Raw genomic sequence first — 25,730 nt, 5'->3', positions numbered from 1 at the left:
TTCAATCCAAAATCTAAAATCCTGTGAGTGTTTCCGCCCCAAACCCCCGTAAAATTGGTACATAGATCACAAACAACCCAATATTTTCAAAAGTCAAGAGGAATACAAAGCATGGTAGCAACGGATAAAAGATTGGAAACCCCAAAAAAATCAGAATCGGCTAGTTTTAACCTCGCTACCTATCTCAAAGAACGACAACAGCTTTGCGAACAGGCTTTGGACAATTCCATTACCGTCGTTTATCCAGAAAAGATTTATGAAGCCATGCGCTACTCACTCTTAGCTGGAGGTAAACGAGTTCGTCCTATTCTCTGTCTCGCTACTGCTGACATGATTGGTGGCACAATAGAAATGGCCATGCCTACAGCCTGTGCCGTAGAAATGATCCATACCATGTCATTGATTCATGATGATTTACCCGCAATGGATAATGATGATTATCGTCGCGGTAAACTCACAAATCATAAAGTTTATGGTGAAGATGTCGCTATTTTGGCAGGAGACGGTTTATTGGCTTTAGCCTTTGAACACGTAGCCGCCCAAACTCCTGCAAATGTACCCAGAGATAGAGTATTACAAGTCATCATTCGTCTGGGTAAAGCATTAGGCGCGGCTGGCTTAGTCGGTGGTCAAGTAGTAGACTTAGAATCCGAAGGTAAATCCGATATTTCCTTAGAAACCCTGAATTTTATTCATAATCATAAAACAGCAGCCCTGTTAGAAGCTTGCGTAGTTTGTGGGGGAATTATTGCTGGTGCATCCGCTGAAGATGTGCAAAAATTAACTCGTTATTCTCAAAATATTGGTCTGGCTTTCCAAATCATTGATGATATTCTAGATATCACTGCTACCCAAGAGCAGTTGGGTAAAACCGCTGGGAAAGACCTCACAGCCCAGAAAGTTACCTATCCTAGTCTGTGGGGAATTGAAGAATCTCGCGCTAAAGCCCAACAACTGGTTGCTGAAGCTTGTGCTGAATTAGAATCCTATGGTGAAAAAGCCATTCCTTTGCAAGCGCTCGCTCACTTTATCATCAACCGCAATAACTAAGCCCAATTGTGGATTTTAACTAAATTTTGGCTTCTACTGCCGTTTTTCCTCCATACAATCACTGCTTACACTTACTAACTTCACCAAAATACCATGCAGGACATAGGCGAAATTGTTAACAACCGGGTGCTGCTGGTTGCGCTTGTAGCTTGTTTTGTAGCTCAAGGATTAAAGCTTATCGTTGAGTTAGTCAAACATCGTAAATTAAACGTGCGTGTTTTAGTAACTACTGGAGGTATGCCCAGCGCCCATTCAGCCCTAGTAACAGCCCTAGCAGACGGTGTAGGTCAAACTTTAGGTTGGGCATCCCCAGAATTTGCTCTAGCTACAGTTTTTGCTATCATCGTTATGTATGATGCCGCTGGAGTGCGTCAAGCTGCTGGTAAGCAAGCAAAAATCCTCAATCAAATGATTGATGAATTATTCCATGAAAAACCGGACTTTTTTCAAGACCGTCTCAAGGAATTATTAGGACATACACCAGTTCAAGTTATCGCTGGTTCAGTTTTGGGTGTAGCTATTTCTTGGTTAGCACGGGCTGTTTATTAGTCGGTTGTTCGTTGTCAGTCGTCAGTGGTCAGTTGTTAACTAACTCTTAACGGACGGTTGAGCGCAGTAAAACTACTTTCCGACCATCTGCTAATATGGCTACAAATCCGCTTTCGCTGAGTTTTTGTAATGTATTATATGCTTCTTTTTGGTTGGTAGTATAAACTGCCAACAGGTAAGGGCGTTGTCCATAGGAGACAAAACCCACATCACCTCCTACGGATTTTTGCAGGCTACTAACCATTTCTGGACGGTTAAAATAATCAACCAGAATTGCATAACCTTCCCCTAATATTTTGGGGTTATAGCTAATTTTTGAAGTTGGTAATTTTGGTGTTGTTTGTGGTACTTGTTGAGGTGCTTGTTGAGGTGCTTGTTGGGTAGCGCGAGTGGTGATAATGGCAGATAAACCAACTATATTCTGAATATACCTTGCCCAGCGATTGGCATCATCAATATTTTTAAACCCACCAATTCGCGTTACTGTTTGATTATTATATTTGCAAGTAACTGTTTTTAATTCAGTCGGTAATGCACTACGCAACTGCTTTTGATTTTCAGTTGTGGGACTTACTACTAATAATAAATATTCTCCCGCATTTGGTGGTTGACAATTAGTAAGATTTTGTTGAGCAATAACAGGATTGATATTGCTAATTAAGGGAGTAACTGCTAGTAATAAGGCACTTGGTAAGATTGTTAATATTTGCATAAATTGGTAATTGGTCATTGGTAATTGGTAATTGGTCATTGGTAATTGGTAATTGGTAATTGGTAATTGGTAATTGGTAATTGGTCATTGGTAATTGGTAATTGGTAATTGGTCATTGGTAATTGGTAATTGGTCATTGGGGAAGAGGTGAAATTCTTATATATTCCCCGTTCCCCGTTCCCCGTTCTCTGTTCCCTATTAAGAAGCTGTGGTAAGGGATGCTAATGGATTTGGTATAGTGTCGCTAGGGGCGGAGAATTCTCCAGTAATCACATACTCTAACCGCAGTTTTAGCCAAGTTATAAATTGCGAATTGGTGGAAATAATGGCCGCCGCAGGTTGGGGACATTTCTTTTTAATACCTGCCATTTTTGGTGTTTCTAAAAAAGCGGGTTGCTTAACTAACCAAAAATCAATTTCTTTTTCTTGTTCATGATAGTTACGAGTCCGTTCTTTGAGAACTTCGTCTATTGGTTCTTGTTCCATAAGAAAGTGTTGACTGGCCAAAACGTAATAGTATGTTTGCATTTTCTTTGCTTGCTGACTAATCTATAATTTTAGGTTACTGCGGTAATATCCCCGACTTCTAGTATTAATTCATCATTTATTAACATCATGAAAACAGAAGTCGGGGATCTGCTATAATTTCAGGGTACAGATTCAACACTGTACCCTGAGCGATTAACTTTTCTTCAATCCCTGAAACCAAGAACCAAAAGGACAACCACTGCCCTTATTTTCACTATTTTCTAGTTTGCCACCTGCTGTCAGGCTTTCTAAAAATAGGGCATTATCAAAATAGTGTTCTAAGGAAACAATTTTTAAATCGTCGGTAACTTGAGCAACACTCATACCGATAATTTCAACTGTTTTCCCTGTGGGTGCATAATCTTTATACTTACCCTGAAAATGTCCCCAGTGTCGCCATTTAAATGTAACATTGGGAGGACCAGAATAAACTGCCAATACTTCCCAGGGAAATCCTTGAGGAAAGGTGCTATGAAAGATATCATGGGATGATTCAAAACTTTCCTCTGAAGCTTTGTAATGTTCAGAATCAGCCATAAATAAATTATAAGTACCTGATTTACCTAATTCGGCAGCGGTGTATTCTTGACCACCATTGCTTGTTACCCGGAATTTGTCATTGACGATAGATAACCACTGTGCGGGGTTAGTTTTCCATGACACTTCCATTTCAAAGGTTCTTACCAGGTTTTCGACAATAGCTTCCAGTGTACCTTCGAGATGATGGTGGATACTCTCTTTTGCTAGGTTTTGCTGAGAACGGCTATAGTCAGGAGATTTTTGATTGCGCCATTGAGCATCAGTGCTGGCTGCAATTACCTTGTCTCTATCTTGTACCCATAGGGGCAAGTTGTTAGACTGTTGAGAAGTCATAGAAGTTTGAAGTTTCCAAATGTGACTCTAATTTTCTGGAATTACGCAGCTAACACCCCTCTAGTAGTCTGTCAAGCAGGGAGGTGGGGGAGGTGGGGGAGGTGGGGGAGGTAGGGGAGGTGGGGGATGTGGGGGATGTGGGGGATGTGGGGGATGGAAGAACAGAAGTTTTTTCCGATCATTACCCGTCAAAATAAATTTGACGACCTACTAGTCCAAAGAGGCAAAATGTAGGGGGGAATATATTTCCCAATCACCAATTACCAATTACCAATTACCCCGCATTGCTTCTTTCATTTCTCGAACTGCTCTTTCAATACCTACTAAAGCTGCCCGACTAATGATAGTATGACCGATGTTGAGTTCTTCCATGCCTGGAAGGGCGGCAATGGGGTAAACGTTCCAGTATGTGAGTCCATGACCGGCATTCACCCGTAACCCTGCTTTAATGGCTTGTTCACAGCCTTGGGCTAATAAAGCTAGTTCTTTTTGGCGAGTTGTTTCGTCTTTGGCTTCCGCATATTGTCCTGTATGCAGTTCAATAAATTTGGCTTTTACCTTGACAGATGCCTCAATTTGTGGTGGTTCGGCATCAATAAACAAACTTACGGGAATGCCAGAATTTTGCAACTTATCAACTATCTCTCCTATTCTAGCAATTTGTCCGACAATATTTAACCCACCTTCTGTTGTTACTTCTTCCCGCTTTTCCGGTACTAAGGTAACATAATCGGGCTTGATATCTAGGGCTATGGCTAACATTTCTGCTGTTGCTGCCATTTCTAGGTTTAAATGGGTTCTCACCGTTTCCCGCAATAGTCGCACGTCTCTATCTTGAATATGTCTTCTATCTTCGCGCAAATGGGCGGTAATGCCATCAGCACCTGCTAATTCTGCTAATACTGCTGCTGCTATGGGGTCTGGTTCTACTGTGCGCCGTGCTTGGCGGATGGTAGCGATATGGTCAATATTAACACCGAGTGTAGGCACGCCTAATTTCTCCTGTTTAACAACTATTCAGATGTTGATTTTAGCGGAAATTACAGGGATGGAATCAGTAATAATTGCAATATAAATTTGTTGTAACAAATATATAAATAACAATACAATCGAAACTACAGAAGCTTTTTAAGCGAACTCCTCCATTATTTAATTGCTGAATTTGAGTAAAAATAAAGTATTATCTAAAAATTACACTTAGATAAATAAGAGATACATCAAATATCAATCACATTAGAGGTTAATTTCTGAGATTGGATAGTGACATGACAAATGTGGTCAAACTTAGTAGTAAATAAAGTAGAAATATCAAGAAAATCTAATTTATTTATTACTCTATCCATATTCCTATTTTCTGAGATTCTTTAGATAATTGATCTTTTCAATTTGTTGAAAATTGTAATAGTTTAGACAGGCATCAATGATTTATCTTCTTGGTCAAGCAGCAGCATCATCACCTTCACCGACTAAACCTCTAGCTACAGCACTACTAGCTATGCCAACTGCGGCACAATTTGGTACGTTCTTTTTCACTTTAGGTTTATGTGCGGGAATCTCTTTTGCCATTTATGTAGGACTTTTCTTTGTCTTGCGGCCTCTTGTTCGCAAATGGGAAAAGGATACATTAATTCTCATTCTTGGCGTTTCCCAAACTCCCTTGACTATAATTTTCACCCTGATTAGTCTGAAAATTGCTCTATTCAATTTAGGTGATTCAGGGGAGATAATGAAATGGATTCAGAAAGGAATCACAGCCTTTCTCATAGCAGCTTTAACTTACTGGATTACTCAGTTATTCACTGAAGCAGCCGTCACCTATTTGAAGGCTTATGCAAGGCAAACAGAAGCTGTTTGGGATGATGTTTTAATACCTCTTTTGCAGAATTTCATCCCAGTAGTTACTTATATTATTGGTATTTCCCTATTCTTTAGTTCACTTGGTGTAGATTTATCGGGAATAGGATTAGCTCTAGGTAGTATCACTGTTGTACTGGGGTTAGCAGTGAAAGATATTTTAAGCAACTTTTTCAGTGGGTTGGTTCTCTTAGTTGATACACCATTTAAGTTTGGAGATATTATTGCTACTTCCGATGGTTCATTAGCAATTATCAAACAAATTGGTATTCGGGTAACAAAATTGTATTTGATTAATGAGCATTGTGAAGTGTATGTACCTAATGCTAATTTAGGAAATCAAACTATAACTAACCTTAGCCGTCCTACTACTCATTATGCTTATACAATTCCTGTAGCAGTGAGAATTGATGCGGATGCTATGATGGCAACAAATATTCTGCGAGAAATTGTGGCTGGACATCCAGATACTTTAGCTAATTTTGATGAAAAACTCAAATCGTTAGATAGCTTCTATGGGTTAAAAGAAGGTGAGGAAGATAAGCTTTCTAAAAAAGAAGCTGGACGGAAACGGATATTGGTTGAAAAAGAAATCAATATTCAGTTAAATAAAATCAACGCTGCATTTGAGAAATTAATTGAAGACATTATAATTGTAGAAAAGGGTGGGTTAGATGTACAAGAAATGAAAGGTCTCATGAAGGACTATATGGAGATATTAGACCTAATGGGAATGGTTGTGATTACAGAACGTAAGGGTAAACGACAACGTTCCTGGTTAGAAGAAGAAGCCCCTGGAAAACAAAACCTAATTAACTTAGTGAGACTTTGGTATGAAGCTTGGTTAGAAGATCCAGATTTAGTTTTGGAAGATCGAGATATCTTACCTGAAGAATGGGAACAGAAAATTGAAGTCTTAAAAATCAAACTTAGTAAATTGTTTCAAACAATTTCCAATCCCGGTGTTAATGAAACTAGATTAGATGACTATGCAGTCAAGTTTTTAGATTGGATAGAAACTAATTTTAAAGAGTCATCTACTGCTTGGAAAGAACCACAAATTCAAATCACAGATATTCAAGGTTCTTCTATGCAATTTTCTGTAAGGTTCTACATTGATAATATTCAATTAGAACATTGGAGACGTGGTGAACGAGTTAAAAATGAGGTACGTCGTGAGATGATTCGTCGCTTGAGATTGGCTCATATCTACACTGGTTAAGTTATAAAAATGTTGGCTCTGCCGGACTTAGTATGCTAAACTAACAAGAGTAGGGAACTCTTAACAGGGAACAGGAAGAATGTCGGACATTAATGACTTTAAAGACTTAATGATTTGGCAATTTAAAGGTATGTGAAGAAAAGTAAAATCACTCAAAACTCTCTTCCTGTTCCCTGTTCCCTTGCCCCAACGACAATTTTTAACGCCCACCTACTTATAAGATTTTTAAACATATTGCAAGGGTCAGTTAATGAATTAGAAACTCACCTAATTTTATCTAAACGAGTAGGATTATGTTCAGAAAAAGATATAGAAATGATTCTTAATTTATTAAAAGAAGAAAGTAGAATGATTATTAGTCTTATCAAAAAACTAGAAAATTAAAATTTTTCCCCTGTTAAGAGTTCCCTTCTCTCAACTTCTCGGTTTAGCATAACAAGTACCTAAGAACCATTAAGTTTAAGTCTTTTTATCAAATACACCATTAATTATGACTAATCGTTTTTCTAGACGCAGACCAACTGCAAATGTTCAACAGCTACAAAAAATTACTACAGGTAGTAATCAGAAAAAAGACATACTATATACGTATACGGAAGTAACAGAGAATATAACTACTAAGATATTACCTGAAGAACAAGCTGAAATTTTAGAATTAGAAGGAGTTTCACAGAATTTAGAGCATAGCTTTAAGCAAGTTGCTGCTATTGAAGATCCTGTCAAACGAGAGTACAAAATACTTCAGGAAGCGAAACGACTAGATATACCGCCTGAAACCTATCTGCGGATGTGGGAAAGTCACTGTATAGCAAAAATGTCTAACATAAACGAGTATTTCTGGCTCAATCCCCTAAAGTTTTTAGATCAGCGTTTGGGGGACTTTGTTCACTGGTGTGAAAATGTCTCTTTGTATAGTTTAGCCACAGTCATTGGTCAACTTACACTGTTAGCAGCTATGGGAGCTTATTTTATAGAAGCTCCGCAACGAGAAAAACAAGTTTTAGATGATGCTAGACAGGAAATTAGAGATCAGAGCAGAGTTGAATATTCTAGTTCAAGAATCGAGGCTATGGAAAAGCTGAATAAATCCTGTCAAAGTCTGTTCGGAGAATCTGCTCCCAATGCCCACTTAGAAGGAATTGAACTCAATAAATGCTATAAATTCCAATTGGAATGGACGAGCATTGCCCAATGGCCACCACAGTTTTACAAGTATGAAGGATTTAACCTTTCTCGAATGGATTTGTCTGGGGCAAATTTAAGTGGAGCGAACCTTGAGGGTGCAAATCTGGAGAAAACTAATTTAGAGGGCGCAAATCTGGAGAGAGCAAATCTACGAGGCGCAAATTTGCAGGGAGCAAACCTCAAAGGAGCAGTTCTCGGGGCTGCTAATTTAGAGAAGGCCGATTTAGAAGAAGCAAATCTGGACAGTTCTCGCATGAGCCTTGTTTATTTAAAAGATGCCAATCTATCAAAAGCATCACTAATTAATTCCCGCTTGGTATGGGCTAATCTAGAAGGGGCAAATCTCAACCAAGCAAATTTTCAAGGTTCTAATCTTAGCCGTGCTAATCTTCAAGGTGCTAATCTCTACAAAGCTAATTTCAAAGCAGCTTTGCTTCGCTATGTAGATATGAGGAATGAAACAATCACAATTGGCACTGAATTTGAGGGTGCTAACCTGAAACGAGCTAAGTTTTGGTCAGTGGATCAACTAAAACGATCTTACAATTGGGACAAAGCTGCCAAAGATAAAAACTGGGAAGCAGAAACTATCAAAGACACTCCAGACAATTATAAAATCGGATTTATTGTTCCCAACGATAACGCAACCTATAAGTTGTATCAACAAGGCTTAGAAAGGCTGGCTAAGGAAAATAAGCAAGTCGAAATTATCCCCATTAAAACTGGAGAAACTGTTCAGGAAGAAGCTCAAGGGATCAAACAACTACTCAGCCAAGATATTGATGCGATCATTATGAGACCTCTAGATCCACAGAAATCTGTACCTGGTATTCTCCAGGCTTATGTTTCCGGTGTAGTGGTAGTTAATATTGGTGATTGCTTGCCCAAAGCAGCTCAGAAAGTCGTGTTTGCTTGTTACGAAAGCGACTCTTTTAATATGGGTTACGATCTAGGGCAGTATATCGGAAGTGCGGCATTAGATAATAATAGAAAACAGGTAAAAGAGCTAAATGTGGGTTTAGTGGATGGGGCAGATTCAACCCGTCTTTATCCTTATTTACAGGGCTTTTTCAAAGGGATGAAAGATGCCAATGTCAAGTGGACGAAAACGGGAACAACTGATGCTAGAACCCCAAAAGATGTGGATAAGGTGAAAGCGATGCTCAAACGCCACCCAAAGATAAATGTTTTATGGGGTGGTTCGGAAATGACTACAAAAATTGCTCTGCAAGCAGTTAAGGAATTGGGTTTAGAGAAAAAGATAAATGTGTATGGCATTGTGCCTTTAACTCTTAAGTTGGCAAATATGCTGCTCGATCCCAATCAACCGCTACAATCAATTGTAGATGAATCCCCTAGTTATGCGGCTCATGAAGCTGCTGCACACGCAATCAGTGTGATTGAGAGGAAAATTTCTATGGAATATAAATATGTCGTGTTTCAGCATCAGTTGTTAAGTGTTAATGATCAGAAAAAAGTTAATGATTTAATTGGTGATGCTCTGAATTTAGAAAAAAACATTCTCAAAACACCAATTCCTCTGCAAGCTGGAGCTCTTCTGATACCTAAACAAATTCCCTCTAGTTTAGACTCTTCTGTTGCTAATCCGCTGACAGCTATTACCGATCAGAAAAAGATCCAGAAATTACAAGAGGATCTCCAAAAACTAATTTTCCAGAATTGGCAAAAATCTAGTAAAAAAGAATCTACGGAAACATCTGCTAATTTTGATCGGGATTTGGTTTATCGGGTGTTAATAGATACGGATGGCGGAATTGTTTCCTATGAACCAATTGATAAATTAGCAGTTGATTTACTGTCAATTACTCCTTTACCAAAATTGTTATCTAAACCCAATGATAGTAAAGCCAACGATGAGACTCTTTTATTACCGACTAAGTTAGTAATTAGTAAACCTGTAACTGAATTTAAGGTTGTATTTAGTCCTAGCGGTAAAGTTCAAGTCAAATGGGGAGAAAGTTTCTTACCTGATGTTATCTAAACCCAATGATGGTAAAGCCAAGGATGAGACTCTTTTATTACCGACTAAGTTAGTAATTAGTAAACCTGTAACTGAATTTAAGGGGATCTGCCGGACTTAGTATGCTAAACTAACAAGAGTAGGGAACAGGGAACTCTTAACAGGGAACAGGAAGAATGTCGGATATTAATGACTTTAAAGACTTAATGATTTGGCAAAAAGGCATGGATATTGCTGAAAAGTGCTATTTCCTCACTAAACTTTTTCCCAAAGACGAGCTATATGCTATGGTTCAACAAATTAGAAGAAGTGCAGTATCCATCCCAGCTAATATAGCTCTTACAGCACTTCCCGGTGTTATGAGGTACATATCTATCTCTGAGGCGATATGCTTTTAGAACTGCAACAAATTATTGTCAACCCTGGTCAACAAATGTTACTCAAGGATATTAGTTGGCAGAAGTTAGAAAATATTTTAGAAGAAATGGGAGAAAAACGTGCTGCACGTATTTCTTATAGTGATGGTTGGTTAGAAATTATGGTTCCTTTACCTGAACATGAAAAAGACAAAGAAATATTTGGTGAATTAGTCAGAATTTTATTAGATAAATTAGAAATTGATTTTGAGCCTTTTGGTTCGACAACACTTAAAAATGAAAGAATGAGACAAGCTGTAGAACCAGATACCAGTTTTTATATTCAAAATCAAGCTGCTGTAATTGGGAAAAATCGGATTGATTTAAATATAGATCCACCACCAGATTTGGCTATTGAAATTGATATTACTTCTCGGACTCGATTTGACAATTATGAGATTTTGGGAGTTCCTGAACTTTGGCGATATCAACAACAAGGTTTGGAGATTTTCTTGTTACGGGAAGGGAAATATATAAAATCTTCATCTAGTCCTAATTTTCCTGATATTCCCATTATTGAATTAGTTAATGAGTATGTGCAGCAGTGTTTGACTATTGGGAGAAGTCAGGCTATGCGGAATTTTAGGAATTGGGTGAAGGATAATTTGTAATCGCTATTTAGTAAAGTTGTAAAATTAAGATTCACCAAAGTGAAGCATTAACAACTAGTTATTTCAGACCTCCAGTTTCTTGAAGCTTTTTTATTATATCTTTACCTTGTTCTGTTTGAAGTAGATTTGCATACGCTTCACCAGCTTTCTCTGCTTTTTGACCATTTTTCTTAACCACCACGTAAAAACGAACAGAGAATGGATATTCATCACTGTTAATCGCTTCTATGTTGACTTTATTACGCTTGCCAGGTCCACATTGAGCAGGTGGCACGAATTTTTCCTTTTCGTATGGATAGAAAGTTTTGCCCTTATTAATAATAGGTAAAGTCTTAACTCCACACTGTGGCACTATGTCTGAGATTGGTCCTACGAAGATTCCCCCAGGTTCTCCAGTGATTTTTTGAAGTGCTTCAATAGTCGTACTAACATAGTTAATATTTTTACCAAAAGTTATGATGTTTAAAGTTTTTCTGAACTCATCAGTGCTTGTTGGATTATTACCACGCACATAAAACTTAATTGGTATATCTGCTGGATTACCAGCCTGTCTCCAGTTGTCAATTTTTCCATTAAAGATTTCACTTACTTGGTCTTTGGTCAGAGAATTGATCGCTAATTTGGGGTTAACGGTTACTGCTAAACCAGTTTTAACAATTGGAATTGCTTTAAGTTTAAGATTTTTTTTAGTTTTAGCTGTGAACTCCTCTGGAAGCGAAACATCACGAGATGATAGAGCAAAATCCAGTTCACCATCTATTAACTTCTCAATACCTATTCCAGAACCTTGTACTAAGTCCTGTCTTATGTTGATCTCAAATTGAGGATGAGTCTTTTTAATTTCTGATTCTAAGGTTGGGTATATAAAACTCCAGGAAGTGCTGCCACCGTAGTTAAATTTTCCTTCAGGTATATTGCGGACTTGTGCAAATTTGTTGGTAGTTTTTATTATAGGTGTGTTACATGAAGGACATTCTTTATCCGGCTTAACATACCATCCTACCGCAAAACTAATAATTCCTAGACTCAATATTCCTATAAATTGATTACCTAGATTAAGTTTTCTTTTGTGAGAAGCTTCTATTTTGACTGTATCTTCATCTCTAAGTCCTAACACTTGCTGAAGACGTTTCAATTCAGCACGAGTTTTATCACTAACACGGAATTTACCTTTAATTGTTTGGAGAAATGCTTTCTGATATTCCTGTAAATTTTCTTTGTAGTCTTGATAAGGTTTTAAAACATCAGCCTCTATAGTCGCCGCTTCGTCAGGTGTTAGTCCCAATTTTTTTTGTAGGTTATCTAAAGTAATACGACCAAGATTATCAATCTCACCGTCCCTTACCCAATATTCAACTTCTCGACGATATTTGAGCTTGGGATCATCAATAGGTGCTTTAGCAAGCTGAATTTTATATCCTTCTTTGACAGCATATATCTCCGGTTTCATTGCTGGAGTGGCTTCTTGAACCTTACTTTTGGCGTATTCATGCAATTCATCAACGGAAATCGAACCATCTTCGTCCCGGTCTGCTGCACCAGTTTTCAGCCCCTCAACTATGTAACCTGTGTAAATTGATGTATCTGCCCCTCTCCGTTCCAAAGAATATTGGGTTGAAGTTGAGGAAGTCAGAACAGCCCGTCCTTCTCCACCCAATTGATTTTTGATATCTACAAAACCATCATCTCTCACTAACATCCCCTCAGCAAACGCACCACTAAAGCAACAATCAAGAATTACTACCTCGTGTTTAGAGCGGCTATTCTTCATGACCTCATGGACAGAGGTAGCTGGTACTGTTGTTGCCTTAACTAATACTCCGTTGTCATTTTTGCGGGTGTTACGAGCAGCAAAGTAAAGCCTACCTTCTTCATCCTTAATGCCATGACCAGAGAAAAATAACAGCAAGAGGTCATCTTTTTGACGATTATCAAACAACATTTCAATAGCTTCTCCCATTTCTTGTCGTGGAGGATTTACCAGCACTTTGACCTCATCAAAACCGCCAATGTCTGGGTTTTCCAAAACTTGCTGCATGGCTTCAACATCTTTTGTCGCTGCTGGTAACGGGGTAAGACCAGGCTCATACTCGCTAACTCCTATTAGTAGGGCTATTTTCGCCATCTCGTTATTCTTTCCTTATATTGTGTAATTTCTTAGTTACCTGCGATAAATTTTTGTGCTAATTCCAGTGCTGCTGTTAGTTCTTTCTGACCATTGGCTTTCACTTTCACTTTTTTTCCGTTGACTTCAACTTCCAATTCAATACTTTTGTTACCCAAGCCGCCCAACCATGCCAACAATTTATAACAATTACTAATAGTGACCTCAGCTTGCAAAGCCCCGACCAAAAAACCACCAACAGATCTAGCTCCTTCTGGTATTTCTGTCACTTCTACAAATCCAGCACTTTCCACATCTAAGTCATTAATGTCTCGCAGCAGATTCCGTGTTTCCCGTTCCTGCTCCTCTGCATCTAAATCTGGATTGGCAAGAGTAATTGTGAATTTAACATGGGATTCTGAACTCATATTGCACCTGAGAAGTTTTTTTAAAGAGTTGATTATTATGATATATGCTTGTCTGTAATAATACGGGATAAAATCGGAAATTTTTCTAAATTTTCAGCAATTACCTCCATAATCAAATACTTTAAGTAGTGAGACAGAATTAATTACACAATTTCATTGCGTAAGCGTTGCGTGGCGTTAGCCATATGGAACGAAGTGAAATGAAGCAATTCCAAGGGTTGTGATTGCTTCCCTTCGCTCGCAATGACTGTAAATATTTTTGTCCAATTACTTAAGAAAGCTCTAAGTTACTCATGCTGAATGTGGGTTTGACGGAAAAAACTTCTGTTCTTCCCTCCCCTGCCCCCCCCTACTTCCCCTACCTCCCCTACCCCCTACCTCCCCTACCTCTCTTCTCCCCATGCTTCCCCCACGAATGGACACCGGAAAATTTTATCCTGGAAAATGTAGTCTTCTAGGGGCTAAAATTGTTACGATAATTTCAGATTTGTTGTTGAAACCTTGATCCAATCTGAAACCTTAGAATTACTAGAGTGGCCCCGTCTGTGCCAGCACCTTTCCACCTTTGCGGCAACTAAGTTAGGGGCGATAGTTGCGCGTAACCTGCCGATTCCTGAGACTCAGGTAGAAAGTGAACAGTTATTAGCGCAAACCAAAGAAGTTTACGAACTGGAAAGTCGTTTACATCCAGGGTTGTCCTTTGAGGGAATACAGGATATTGGTGATTCCCTGGAACGGGCAATACTCCAAAGTATTTTACCTGGTGAGGAACTGTTGGCGATCGCTACCACCTTGGCAGGAACAAGAAATTTACGTCGTGTTATTGATAATCAAGAAAATGTCCCGGTTTTATCCGATTTAGTTTCCCAATTGCGAACTTACCCCGAATTAGAACAGGAAATCCACCGTTGTATTGATGAACGGGGGCAAGTAACTGATCGTGCTAGTCAGAAAATGGGGGAAATTCGCATAGAATTGCGGAGAATTCGCGGACAAATCACCCAAAAACTCCAAAATATTATTCAAGCTAAATCGGGCGCTGTTCAAGAACAGTTAATTACCCAAAGAAGCGATCGCTTTGTTATCCCCGTTAAAGCCCCCCAAAAGGACGCAATTCCCGGCATTGTTCACGACACCTCTACCAGTGGTGCAACCCTGTATATAGAGCCTAATAGTGTCGTACCATTGGGTAATCAACTGCGGCAAGTCATCAGAAAAGAACAAACTGAAGCAGAAGTAATTCGCCGGACTTTAACAGAGAAGGTGGCCGCAGTTACCCCAGACTTAGAAAGATTATTAGCTATTGTCACCACCTTAGATTTAGCAGTTGCCAAATCCCGTTACAGTCTGTGGATAGGTTCTAATCCCCCACGTTTTGTGAATCGAGAAGACAATGAAATTATCACCTTGCGAAATCTGCGCCATCCCTTGCTAGTCTGGCAACAGCAGCATGAACAAGGAAATCCAGTCGTACCTGTAGATTTGTTAATTAGTCCCCAAATTCGGGTAGTTACAATTACCGGACCCAATACAGGTGGAAAAACTGTCACCTTAAAAACCTTGGGATTAGCCGCTATCATGGCGAAAGTAGGTTTATTTGTTCCCGCCCGTGAACCCGTAGAAATGCCTTGGTTTTCGCAAGTTTTAGCTGATATTGGGGATGAACAATCTTTACAACAGAGTTTATCCACATTTTCAGGGCATATTCGCCGCATTAGTCGAATATTAGAAGCATTAGAGTCAGGAGGTAGGGGCGCAGGGCCTGCGCCCAACAATCAGGAAGAAAAAGAAGAAGGAGTCAGGAGTCAGGAGTCAGAAGTCAGTAGGGGCGGGGAAACCCCGCCCAGAAGTCGGGAGAAAGAAGAAGAAATAAAACTACCAATCCCCAGTCCCCAGTCCCTAGTTCTACTTGATGAAGTTGGTGCAGGTACAGATCCCGTTGAAGGAAGTGCATTAGCGATCGCTTTACTGAAATATCTCGCCAATCATACCCAGCTAACAATGGCTAGTACCCACTTTGGCGAACTCAAGGCATTAAAATACGAAGATCCTCGGTTTGAAAATGCTTCCGTAGAATTTAACGAAACCACACTTTCACCCACTTACCGTCTATTGTGGGGGATTCCTGGACGTTCTAACGCCCTGAGTATTGCCTTGCGTTTAGGCTTAAAACCAGAGGTAGTAGCAGCAGCGAAAACTCAAGTGGGAGAAGCCACAGACGAAGTAAACCAAGTTATCGCCGGTTTAGAAGCCCAACGTCGCAATCAGGAAACCAAAGCCGCCGAAGCCCAAAAATTATTACGTCAAGCCGAAAGATTATATAAAGAAGTTTCTGACAAAGCCGCGTCCTTAGAAGCCAGAGAAAAAGATTTGCGGGCTTCCCAAGAAATCGCCGTTCAACAAGCAATTACCCAAGCCAAAGGCGAAATTGCCCAAGTAATCCGCCGCTTGCAAAAAGGCACACCTAACGCCCAAGATGCCCAACAAGCCACCGCATCCCTAAGTCAAATTGCCCAAAAATACGAACCTGCACCACCACCTAAACCTAAGCCTGGGTTTATGCCGAAAGTGGGCGATCGCGTACGAATTCCCAAATTAGGTCAAACCGCCGAAGTTTTAACAATTCCTGATGCTGACGGCAACTTTAATGTCCGTTTTGGCATCATGAAAATGACAGTCCAACTCCAAGATATAGAATCCTTAGATGGACAAAAACCCGAACCCATAGTTAAACCAAAACCAGCCCCAACGATAGTTACACCACCACCAGCCCCAGCTATTCGTACCTCCAAAAATACTGTGGATTTGCGCGGAAAACGAGTAGCCGATGCCGAATACATCTTAGATAAAGCTATTTCTGAAGCCGCTGGCCCCCTATGGATTATTCATGGACACGGTACTGGTAAACTCAAGCAAGGAGTCCACGTTTTCTTACAACAACACCCCAGAGTTACCCACTACGAACCAGCAGAACAAGCCGATGGTGGTACTGGTGTTACTATTGCTCATATCTAAAGGGAACAGGGAACAGGCAGGGGGCAGGGGGCAGGGAGAAATAACTCCCAATCACCAATTACCCATTCCCAATCTCGTTTCCAAATAGGTAACATTGACATACCTCCTCGTCAATCAGTCCGAGGATTCCTTAACGCTTCATTGGGTTGTGCTATTTCGATTTAGTCTTACCATCCCTCGACGTTCGTTTATAGTCTCCTAATGCCCTATGGCGACTATATCTAGTTTCCCATAAAGCCATCCTAGAAGAACGGGGCTTGTATCCCATATTTTTGGTCACAACTTCTTTCAGCCTGATCATTTATGCTAAAAGTTATGCACTCAACCGCTAATCCGACTATACCAAAATCACCTTGGGAGGATTTAAACCAAATCCCAGTCCCAAACACAACTCAATGGGAAAATATTAAAACTCAGTTAGATTTAGTGCTATTAGCCCTAGAAACCTTAACTGGTATTGGTTCAGAAGCCATGCTGTCAGCCGCAGTTAGTCTGAACTTAGAATCCAAAGTACCAGATCGGGTAGCATTGTGGCGATTGCGGCAGTCCAATCCCCTCCGCAAAAGTCAAGGGGGACGGAAAAAGTTAGATGTGGAAGAAGCGCGATCGCTAGTTCTCATTATCTGCCATCTCGCCAAACAACACCAAGAATTAATTCGTCGGGCTGTAGGTTTATTAGAACAATTGACAGCAAATAAGCAAAAACCTCACCAATCCGCCCTATTAGGAGACTATATAGACGCTTTTTGTAATACCTACCAAGACCGGATGGAAGAGGAAGAAGCAACTTCAACAGATTTGCTTACCAACCTCGCCCTCAAACTGTTAATAAATTTACTCTTTTATAGTGCATCTGGTGGACATCGGCGGTTGTGGTTAGCACTCATAGACCTTTCCACAAAATAATTAGCGATTTTTGATTTTCATTCCCTATCTAAAATCCAAAATACCTATTTTTTTTCTTTGCAATTGTTGTTATGTCTCCATCAAATTCTGTAATTCGTCGCTACACCCCCCCAACTTGTACATTAGAAATATCAGCGCAAAACTCCCCTTTGTCCAGGTGGACAGACAAAACTGTGATTAGTGATCTCAGTTTTAGCTTGCGATTTGATGATCCCCGATTACCAGAAGCAGGTAAAATCCTCATTGAGGGCGATCGCCAGCAACTAGAAATTTTATGTGATGTCGTTACCACCTACGTTCAACAGCTTCTGCAACAATCTGCGGAAGATTTTAGTATTACCTTATTAGGCAGTGATCATCCCCACGCAACATCAGAACCAGAATTAACAGACATTCTCCCATCTCTCCTTCCTACCCAAAATATCCCATCCTTTAAAACCCAAACTTCCCAAACAAAAGCATATTTAAAACCCAGTCATAATTTAACTCATCAACTCTTTTTTGGTGATCTTGCTAACGAAACATCTGGACAAGTAATTGAACTGAGTTTACTACAACTATTTGATTTAGCAACAGCTTTAGACGAATACTCATCTGATATGGTCGTCTTACCAACTACCAGCCATCAAATTATTAAACCGAGTCTACCTCAGTGGGCCCCTATCGCCGCAGTCTTAGTATTAGCAGCCGGTTTAACACCATTCACCTGGCAATATGCCAATAACATTCAGAAAAATCGCCAGAAAGTCGCCAAAAACGCCCTCCAGTCTCCCGAACCAGTTGCTATAGAACCTACTCGACAAGATCCTATACCAACACCGTCTCTGCCGTTAATCACCCCTCAACCCCAACTAACACCACCACTTCCTAACCTGAGTACCCCCGCACCACCCCTTTCCTTTCCTAATGCAACCATCCCAGCCGCACCATCACAAACATCTCAACCGCCATTAACCATACCATCCGATACTTCCTCCTATCCCTTACCAGGCATCATCCCCAATGCCAACATCACAAAAGTAACAAAAGCCATCCCCAATGCTTCAACTATTCCCAATAAAAAAGGAATAAATCCCCCCAAATCCAAGAATGTACCATCTGAGATTACCCAACCATCCCAGTCTATTGCCACCATCCCCAACAACAATTTGAGTAATATTCCTAACCTAATTCCCACCCCTGCTGCTGCGGAATTATTGCCAAGTGTTGCCGGAAATACTACCCCACAACAGCCATCTCCAACAGAAAATCAAGATAGTTTAGCAAGCAGATTAAGAACCGCAACCAAACCCACCTCAGATACCCCATCTACTGATAATAAAACGTTATTTGATACACCTCAAATAGCAGAAGCGAGAGAATACCTCAACAAGCGTTGGCAACCACCAACCGGACTTTCTCAAACTCTAGAATATAGTTTAACATTGAGTATTGACGGCAAAATCGAAAGAATTTTACCATTAAATCAAGTCGCCAGAGAATACATTGATAGTAGTGGTATTCCCGAAATTGGCAAACCCTTTGTTTCTAGTAATAAAGCTGGGCAAAACTTGAGAATCCGAGTTATCCTCAGTCCTGATAGCAAAGTGCAAACATTTCCAGAAACACCATAATCATCGAAAATTTGATTTTGGTACTCTACAGTAGGGTGTGTTAGCGACAGCGTAACGCACCATTATTAATAATTTATACTGCAAACGGTTCATAGTTTAACCAAATATGAAACCCCTCTGGTAAACCTCTCCTTTGCACCTCTCCCTAACCCTCTCCTAAGAGGAGAGGGAAAAGGAATAATATTTAATACTGGAGAGGCTTTGAACTTATTCTTTGTATGATAAAAAAGTCCAGCTTCTAGCCGTTTTGAGTATAAGCAGCGATCGCTGGACTTAGCAGATTTTCTAGTCTACTGGCGATTCCTACAGAGCGCTTCGCTATCGCCTCATTTTCTAGTTGGGGGCGATTCTTCTTCTTTGCGTAGTCTCGGTTGATACTCTTTGTAGGCTTCAAGGATGTCGCAACTGCTCTCAGGATAAACCTTACAGCCAAACGAGCAAAGCCGGCAGAGTATTGTTTTGACCTTTAATCATAATGCCTTTAGTTCCTGGCTTAACTGTTATTCCCACACTCGTCCGCAACCAGTCCAACATAGAGGTCATTGTGCCAAAGTATCCGAGTTGGTGTATAATAACAATATTGATATGGTGAGAGAGTGTGCAGTGCCTGAAACCCAGGTTGTTTTTTACCAGGAGGAGGATGGGGAAGTACCTGTTCTGGAATGGTTGACGCGACTTTTAAAAGAAGACCGCAAAGGATATGCAAACTGTGTAGCCCGCATCAAGCAGCTTGCGGCATTAGGATACGAACTGCGTCGCCCTGGAGCGGATTACCTGCGAGATGGAATTTATGAATTGCGGGCAAAGCATATTCGTGTCCAGTACCGGATTTTGTACTTCTTTCATGGGCAAAACGTGGCGATTCTGGCACAAGCCATTACGAAAGAACAAGCAGCAGTACCAGCAATTGATATCGAACGAGCGATAGCGCGAAAGCGTTTATTTGAGGAAAGCCCAGAAGCGCACACTTACCACGAGGATGATGATGATGATGATGTCCAAGACTAAGGATGCGATTAAAATTATCGACAAGATGACTCGTACTGATCCTCAACTTGAGGCAATGGTAGCGGTATCTACCATTAATGCAGAAGTGGCACAGTTAATATATGAAGCCAGAACCAAAGCTGGGTTAACGCAGAAACAGTTGGCTGAACTGATTGGCACAAAACAACCAGTAATTGCACGGCTAGAAGATGCTGACTATGAAGGACATTCTCTTTCCATGCTGCAAAAAATCGCTCATGCTCTTAATCAGCGGTTAGTAATTCATCTGACTCCAATGGATGAGCAGCAAATTGCATAGTGACTGGCACAGGGTAAGGTGAAGTAAAACTTTCAGCCTTTTTGGTATTGAGTTAGGTCGAGGGGGAGTATTATCTCCCGCCCCTCCCAATTAGAACCGGACATACCCGTTTCCGTGTATCCGGCTCCCGACAGTCTCAGGCTTCCCTTTTGCTGGTGTGGATATATTGGTGACAGGATTGATGTACTGCCATCAAATTGTTGGGTTTCCGGTTATTGTGATTGCCATCAATGTGGTGAAGGTGTATATCTTCGTTATCTATAACCCACATTCCGCACCCTTGACTGTCACAAACGGTGATTACGGAGGTAAATTGATGAAAAATGAGTAAAAGAATACATTTATCTATAAAAAAACAAATTTTAGATAGGAAAATTGATTCAGATACATTCTCAATAAGAAGCAATAAAGAATGAGGGTGGTTTCTGGCAGAAAATATAATATAATTTTATTGTTAGTCTATCAAGACTTAATCATAACTTATATCCTTCTAGAAATAAACTTAAAAACAGCATTAAAACTTAAACTCATTAATAAAATCAATGAGTCAAATTGTATAATTAAACTATTAATAATGTTGATGAATCAACTTATATATCTGTAGTAATTACGGCAAGCTTCTGGGAGGAATAGGAGAATGTACTTCATTTCTGATGTCAAATTATAAAATTCTCTTTTTCCTTGAAAAGTCACAAGATGAACTGATTGAAAACATTGAAATATCCACCGCATAGTTGGATTGTTTATGGCCTTTCCTAATTGATTTTCTTCTTTGATTTTAGGACTTTTTTCGATAACTTCAATATTTTCTACTTGATGATATTTAAATTCTTTACTTATTTTTGTTAATTCCTTTCTAGCATCAGCCGCACAAGCAAATTTTTCTTGCGATAGGTTTTTTAACTTACTTTGAGTATTAGTCAAAGCTTTTTCTATTCTCTTTGATAATTTCTTTAAGTCAGATTTTTTTCTATCTTGACTTTGTACGATTAACCATCTTTGCTCTATATCTCCATAAGTTATTTTCTTCTCGGCATAAGAATATCCTGCTTTTTCACTTTTAACAAATTCCGATTCTGCTAAACTCATCACTAAGTTTTTTGCTGATTTTATCGTTAAGGGTACTCTGGTTAACCATTTGAGACTCGACATTAACTTGATATTTGATTCTGTATATAATGCGCTATCTGCTACTATCAAACTATCAACTTGTATTCTTTTCTGATATTCAACTGCGATTTCTCCAAATTTTTTAGAATCAACTTCATTCCCTGATACTGCTTTTATATATATTGGTATATCTCCATCTCCTGAACATACTAATTGTGTAATAAATTGTTTTAAATCTGGACGATGATCTCTAGAATAACCGTAAGTCAGCTTTATCGCTTGAGGTGATTGACTCTCTTCATTTTCTTTTTCTAATGAACCTGATTCTTTTGAATCTTCAAATATTACTGATGGTAAACTATTTTCATATTCTCCATGTACATGAAATGATGTTGAATCCAAGTGTGATGATGAGAGTGATATCTGATATATTTCTACTGCATTTAAACTGACGGCTAAAAATACTGTATCTAGTCCTTTTATAAATAATTTATCTAATACTCTCCCCAGCTTGTCATCATTGAGATATTCTGCTTTTACTCCTACACCAATTAAATGTTCACAAGCAATTAATTCAAAGAATTTTGGAAACATATATAACGGCTGTGACATCATACTTAAGCCGTTCAAAATCATCGCCTTTACCACCTGACCTGCACTGACTTTTTCTCCTGGCTCTGAACCTACTAAATTATTAATTATTTCTACAATCCCTATTGAATCTACTATTCCTGCTACTATCCCTAAATGGTCTATCTTCTTCAATTCCAGGTCTTTTGTACTAAACATGGTAACAGAAACTCCATATAAGTATCTGTTACCATGTTCTCATTTTTCTGTTGATTTAAAACGTTTTTTTAGTTTTTTATAGTCATTGAGGATAAAGCTTTCAACGATTGTGGACTAAGTTTTCCATCACAATCACCTCAGAATCAAAATTTTGTACTTAGTCGTTTTTATTGACTGTATATCTGCTTTAATAGTAGTTATTCCTATTTAGCTTCAATAAATTTTAGTCAACCCTCACAAGCATTAGTTCTTATGTACTAAATATATCGGTTTTCTTGGGGTGTGACACTTGGGGGTGCGGAATGTGGGTTCCAAAACTTCAAAGTTGCTGATTGCAAAATGAAGTGGTTGAAGATCGGCATTTTGTGCCATAATGAATTTGACTCCTATTTGTTCTAAGGAATTGGAGTTCCTGATTCGCCAAAATCAGAAAAAGTATATTAAAAATGACTGTCAGCGTGGCTACCAGCTAGGCTGGCATTTAATTTAATGAATGTATAGATGTATAAGTAAAAAGCTCTATTACACCCACGTTCTAAGAGTAGCACTCAATGTGGATGACTGTCAATGGAATTATGGAATTTTTGCACAAACCGATCATTATCATATTTATTATATGTTGACATAATCATAAAAGATTGTCAACAGATTACCCAAGATACAACTAAAACCCTTATCCCGTAATAAATACTGGCATCATTTATTAACATTTTAGGTATTTTTTATAATGTCTGGCTTTTTGCCTTTATTTTTGAACATAGTTTTGATGTTTAATTAATAGTTCGGCATACGATAGGACTCTTATTTGATTTCTGAACAGAATTTCAGATAAAACCCTTATTTAACGCGATTTTCCCTCTCAGTATACGTTCAAGATTCAAGGTTGATTGTTTTGGTTGTGCGATTTGCGGCCACTGCCTAACCTTCAATCTGACACCTGATTGCTTGATTAGTTAATCTAAAACTCTGTCAATTCGTTAAAAATAGATCCCCGACTTCTTTGAGAAGTCGGGGATCTGAGTCTTACTTAATCACAAGTATCAAATTAAACAGCAGTTAATTCTGGAGTCGGACGCTTACTGTTACGGATATTGGTAATCGCCTCAGCATAATCAGGAGCATTGAACACAGCCGAACCCGCTACAATAGCATTAGCGCCAGCTTCCAAAACTTGCCAAGTATTATTAGCTTTGAGTCCCCCGTCAACCTCAATCCAAGGATCTAAACCGCGTTCATCGCACATTTGACGCAACTTGCGGATTTTAGGTACTACGCTAGGAATAAAGCTTTGACCACCAAAACCGGGGTTAACGCTCATAATTAGCACTAAATCGCACAATTCTAGGACATATTCAATTAACTCCAAAGGTGTACCCGGATTGAGTACAACTCCAGCTTTCTTACCGAGTTCTCTGATTTGTCCAAGAGTGCGGTGCAGGTGAGGAGATGCGTTGTGTTCTGCGTGGATAGAAATAATATCAGCACCGGCTTTAGCAAAACCTTCTACATACTTTTCTGGTTCCACAATCATCAAGTGGACATCCAGTGGTTTGGTTGTAACTGGACGAATCGCCTCCACAATCAGAGGACCTATTGTAATATTAGGGACAAAACGTCCATCCATTACATCAACGTGAATCCAATCTGCTCCCGCTTTGTCTACGGCGCGAATATCGTCACCCAGACGGCTAAAATCTGCTGATAGGATAGATGGAGCGATAACTATAGGCTTTTGAGATGAATTTTGGGTCATGGCTAGTGGGTTTTAAGCGTCTTCGTCTGTAGGCATTGTAACAAAATATGGAGAAATTATTAAAAATTAATTCAAAATTCAAATTTTTCAGAAAACTTTTCCCTGTTCCCTAAAAATATGAGTAAAAATTGGCTACTTTTTTGGAGTGTAGGTTTTTCTTGCTTGACTTTACCCGTCTGTGCTGGGGTGAAGTTGGCAAATTTTTTAGGTGCTAATGGTATTGATGCGCTGAAGCTACATCAAGCTCCTTATAATTTGACTGGGCGGAAAATTGCCATTGGTCAAGTAGAAATTGGTCGTCCGGGGATGTTTGGCTGGGATAAAGCCGTATCTAAAAATCGGGCTGTATCTCCATTTGCAGTGTTTTCACGCAACGTCCCGGCTAAATCAAATGTTGGTGTTGATCCTCATGCTTATAATGTTTCTGGCGTGATGGTGAGTCAAGATAAGGCTTTTCCTGGTGTCGCACCAAACGCCAGACTGTATTCTTCTGCTGTCGGATCTACAAAAAAAATCGGTCAACCAGAGGAGTGTCTGTCAGCACAACATATTGCATTACAAAATGGTGGTGATGTGCGGGCGATTAATTTTAGTTTTGGTGAACCTCTTGAACGTGATCCTCGACCAGAAGCTATGTTAGATGGTAATGCTTTACTAACATTATGTATTGACTGGTCTAGCCGTGTTCATGATGTTGTCTATTCCATTGCTGGTAATCAAGGCAAAGGCGGGATTCCTATTCCTACAGATAATTTTAACGCAATTAATGTGGCTTTTTCTTCAGAACGCGAGGGAATTTTTAATAAAGTTCACGTTTCTAATTTGGCGAGTATTAATCAAGGTATAGAAAATCGTTTAGCAGGGAAGGAATTTAATATTGGGGGGAGAAGTGCAATTAGTTTGGTTGCTCCTGGGACGAATATTCCTTTACTTAATCCTGATGGTAAGTTAAATAAATCTACAGGTACGAGTTTTGCTGCACCGCAAGTTACGGCTACTGTGGCTTTATTACAGGAATTTGTGGATAGACAGTTACGAATTAAACAAGCAAATTGGACTATTGATGCTCGTCGTCATCAAGTCATGAAAGCAATATTACTTAATTCTGCGGACAAGATTCAAGATAGTGGTGATGGTTTACGGTTGGGAATGACGAGGACTTTAATTGATAAACAAAATCAAGATTGGTTAGTTTCTAATGCTTACAAAAATTCCAAAATTCCCCTGGATGCTCAAATGGGAGCAGGTCATTTAAATGCTTTTCGAGCTTATCAACAGTTGAATGGTGGTGAATGGAAACCTAATACACCAGTTCCGCATATTGGTTGGGATTATGGTACTGTTAATGCTAATTCTTCTAAAGAATATGCTTTGCAAAAGAGTTTAAAACAAAATAGTTTTGTGGCTATTACTTTAAGTTGGGATCGTTTGGTGGAGTTGAATGATAAAGATAATAATCAGGAATATGATATAGGGGAAACATTTATAGATAAAGGATTAAATAATCTTGATGTCTATTTAGTTAAGGAAAATGGGAAAAATAATGAAGTTGTGGTTTGTGATTCTGTGAGTGAAGTTGATAGTGTGGAACATATTTTTTGTCCAGTTCCTACTAATGGTAACTATAAGATTCGGGTGCAATTCAAGAAGCAGGTGAATGAAGCTACTCAACCTTATGCTTTAGCTTGGTGGACTGTAGGTGAAAGGTGATAGATACAACAAAGT

23 protein-coding genes and 1 pseudogene are annotated in these 25,730 nt (G+C 39.3%); 13 read left to right on the top strand and 11 right to left on the bottom strand.

The genetic code is table 11. The annotated features are described in order from the left end of the window. The first annotated feature begins 111 nt into the window (after positions 1-111). Complete coding sequence (gene crtE, locus AA650_RS05810; protein ID WP_053538324.1) at positions 112-1,050, top strand: geranylgeranyl diphosphate synthase CrtE; 939 nt, start codon at positions 112-114, stop codon at positions 1,048-1,050. A gap of 93 nt (positions 1,051-1,143) precedes the next feature. Then, positions 1,144-1,599, top strand: coding sequence for a divergent PAP2 family protein (locus AA650_RS05805; RefSeq protein ID WP_015079166.1), 456 nt, complete (start codon positions 1,144-1,146; stop codon positions 1,597-1,599). A gap of 46 nt (positions 1,600-1,645) precedes the next feature. On the opposite strand, the gene AA650_RS05800 is transcribed toward AA650_RS05805, so the two are convergent. The 5 genes from AA650_RS05800 to AA650_RS29060 form a co-directional block, all read right to left on the bottom strand. After that, positions 1,646-2,311 carry a hypothetical protein gene (locus AA650_RS05800; protein WP_081424348.1) on the bottom strand — a complete coding sequence of 222 codons (666 nt, stop codon included), beginning with the start codon at positions 2,309-2,311 and terminating at the stop codon, positions 1,646-1,648. 198 nt (positions 2,312-2,509) lie between these two features. Continuing rightward, positions 2,510-2,839, bottom strand: a complete 330-nt coding sequence (locus tag AA650_RS05795) for an MgPME-cyclase complex family protein (RefSeq protein WP_053538323.1) — start codon at positions 2,837-2,839, stop codon at positions 2,510-2,512. A 153-nt stretch (positions 2,840-2,992) separates the two neighbouring features. Then, complete coding sequence (locus AA650_RS05790; RefSeq protein ID WP_053538322.1) at positions 2,993-3,712, bottom strand: SnoaL-like polyketide cyclase; 720 nt, start codon at positions 3,710-3,712, stop codon at positions 2,993-2,995. A gap of 267 nt (positions 3,713-3,979) precedes the next feature. Then, on the bottom strand, positions 3,980-4,702 hold the full coding sequence (locus AA650_RS05785) for a pyridoxine 5'-phosphate synthase (protein WP_053538321.1): 723 nt from the start codon (positions 4,700-4,702) through the stop codon (positions 3,980-3,982). Between the two features lie 227 nt (positions 4,703-4,929). After that, on the bottom strand, positions 4,930-5,055 hold the full coding sequence (locus AA650_RS29060) for a hypothetical protein (protein ID WP_257720895.1): 126 nt from the start codon (positions 5,053-5,055) through the stop codon (positions 4,930-4,932). 77 nt (positions 5,056-5,132) lie between these two features. Here AA650_RS29060 and AA650_RS05780 point away from each other — a divergent pair, with 77 nt between their 5' ends. The 5 genes from AA650_RS05780 (at position 5,133) to AA650_RS05760 (ending at position 10,981) form a co-directional block, all read left to right on the top strand. Beyond that, the gene (locus AA650_RS05780) at positions 5,133-6,788 is read left to right on the top strand and encodes a mechanosensitive ion channel family protein (RefSeq protein WP_234413318.1); all 1,656 of its coding nucleotides are present in this window, start codon (positions 5,133-5,135) and stop codon (positions 6,786-6,788) included. A gap of 132 nt (positions 6,789-6,920) precedes the next feature. After that, on the top strand, positions 6,921-7,172 hold the full coding sequence (locus AA650_RS05775; protein WP_081424159.1) for a four helix bundle protein: 252 nt from the start codon (positions 6,921-6,923) through the stop codon (positions 7,170-7,172). 106 nt (positions 7,173-7,278) lie between these two features. Beyond that, entirely contained in the window at positions 7,279-9,975 is a 2,697-nt protein-coding gene (locus AA650_RS05770; RefSeq protein WP_053538320.1) for a pentapeptide repeat-containing protein, read from the top strand. A gap of 155 nt (positions 9,976-10,130) precedes the next feature. After that, entirely contained in the window at positions 10,131-10,352 is a 222-nt protein-coding gene (locus AA650_RS05765; RefSeq protein WP_081424158.1) for a four helix bundle protein, read from the top strand. Continuing rightward, entirely contained in the window at positions 10,343-10,981 is a 639-nt protein-coding gene (locus AA650_RS05760; RefSeq protein WP_053538319.1) for a Uma2 family endonuclease, read from the top strand. Before AA650_RS05765 ends, AA650_RS05760 begins: the two co-directional genes overlap by 10 nt. A 58-nt stretch (positions 10,982-11,039) precedes the next feature. On the opposite strand, the gene AA650_RS27645 is transcribed toward AA650_RS05760, so the two are convergent. Both AA650_RS27645 and AA650_RS05750 read right to left on the bottom strand, forming a co-directional pair. Beyond that, complete coding sequence (locus AA650_RS27645; RefSeq protein ID WP_199924390.1) at positions 11,040-13,106, bottom strand: caspase, EACC1-associated type; 2,067 nt, start codon at positions 13,104-13,106, stop codon at positions 11,040-11,042. A 32-nt stretch (positions 13,107-13,138) separates the two neighbouring features. Beyond that, positions 13,139-13,513, bottom strand: coding sequence for a hypothetical protein (locus AA650_RS05750; protein WP_053538318.1), 375 nt, complete (start codon positions 13,511-13,513; stop codon positions 13,139-13,141). Positions 13,514-14,014: 501 nt separating this feature from the next. Here AA650_RS05750 and AA650_RS05745 point away from each other — a divergent pair. From AA650_RS05745 to AA650_RS05735, 3 genes are all read left to right on the top strand, one after another. Further along, entirely contained in the window at positions 14,015-16,528 is a 2,514-nt protein-coding gene (locus AA650_RS05745; protein WP_053538317.1) for an endonuclease MutS2, read from the top strand. A 303-nt stretch (positions 16,529-16,831) separates the two neighbouring features. Beyond that, on the top strand, positions 16,832-17,434 hold the full coding sequence (locus AA650_RS05740) for a DUF3038 domain-containing protein (RefSeq protein ID WP_053538316.1): 603 nt from the start codon (positions 16,832-16,834) through the stop codon (positions 17,432-17,434). A gap of 71 nt (positions 17,435-17,505) precedes the next feature. Continuing rightward, complete coding sequence (locus tag AA650_RS05735) at positions 17,506-19,047, top strand: DUF4335 domain-containing protein (RefSeq protein ID WP_053538315.1); 1,542 nt, start codon at positions 17,506-17,508, stop codon at positions 19,045-19,047. 238 nt (positions 19,048-19,285) lie between these two features. On the opposite strand, the gene AA650_RS27640 is transcribed toward AA650_RS05735, so the two are convergent. Then, positions 19,286-19,441 carry a hypothetical protein gene (locus AA650_RS27640; protein WP_160290008.1) on the bottom strand — a complete coding sequence of 52 codons (156 nt, stop codon included), beginning with the start codon at positions 19,439-19,441 and terminating at the stop codon, positions 19,286-19,288. 170 nt (positions 19,442-19,611) lie between these two features. On the opposite strand from AA650_RS27640, the gene AA650_RS05730 reads away from it, so the two are divergent. Together AA650_RS05730 and AA650_RS05725 are read left to right on the top strand one after the other, a co-directional pair. Further along, complete coding sequence (locus AA650_RS05730; RefSeq protein WP_234413317.1) at positions 19,612-20,055, top strand: type II toxin-antitoxin system RelE/ParE family toxin; 444 nt, start codon at positions 19,612-19,614, stop codon at positions 20,053-20,055. Then, positions 20,042-20,353, top strand: a complete 312-nt coding sequence (locus AA650_RS05725) for a helix-turn-helix domain-containing protein (RefSeq protein WP_039203067.1) — start codon at positions 20,042-20,044, stop codon at positions 20,351-20,353. The genes AA650_RS05730 and AA650_RS05725 overlap by 14 nt, the downstream gene beginning before the upstream one ends. Before the next feature lie 136 nt (positions 20,354-20,489). On the opposite strand, the pseudogene AA650_RS29430 reads toward AA650_RS05725, so the two are convergent. The 3 genes and pseudogenes from AA650_RS29430 to rpe form a co-directional block, all read right to left on the bottom strand. Beyond that, positions 20,490-20,606, bottom strand: a pseudogene (locus AA650_RS29430) (HNH endonuclease); the annotation flags it as partial. A gap of 332 nt (positions 20,607-20,938) precedes the next feature. After that, the gene (locus AA650_RS05720; RefSeq protein ID WP_081424133.1) at positions 20,939-22,252 is read right to left on the bottom strand and encodes an IS1634 family transposase; all 1,314 of its coding nucleotides are present in this window, start codon (positions 22,250-22,252) and stop codon (positions 20,939-20,941) included. Between the two features lie 1,045 nt (positions 22,253-23,297). Beyond that, a complete protein-coding gene (rpe, locus tag AA650_RS05715) occupies positions 23,298-24,005 on the bottom strand; it encodes a ribulose-phosphate 3-epimerase (protein ID WP_053538314.1) in 708 nt (235 codons plus the stop codon). A 117-nt stretch (positions 24,006-24,122) separates the two neighbouring features. Here rpe and AA650_RS05710 point away from each other — a divergent pair, with 117 nt between their 5' ends. Further along, a complete protein-coding gene (locus AA650_RS05710) occupies positions 24,123-25,715 on the top strand; it encodes a S8 family serine peptidase (protein ID WP_053538313.1) in 1,593 nt (530 codons plus the stop codon). Positions 25,716-25,730 lie beyond the last annotated feature (15 nt).

The organism is Anabaena sp. WA102 (assembly GCF_001277295.1).
Taxonomy (GTDB): domain Bacteria; phylum Cyanobacteriota; class Cyanobacteriia; order Cyanobacteriales; family Nostocaceae; genus Dolichospermum; species Dolichospermum heterosporum.
Note: the sequence above shows the minus strand (reverse complement) of the source record. Positions and strands in the feature narration are given on the sequence as shown.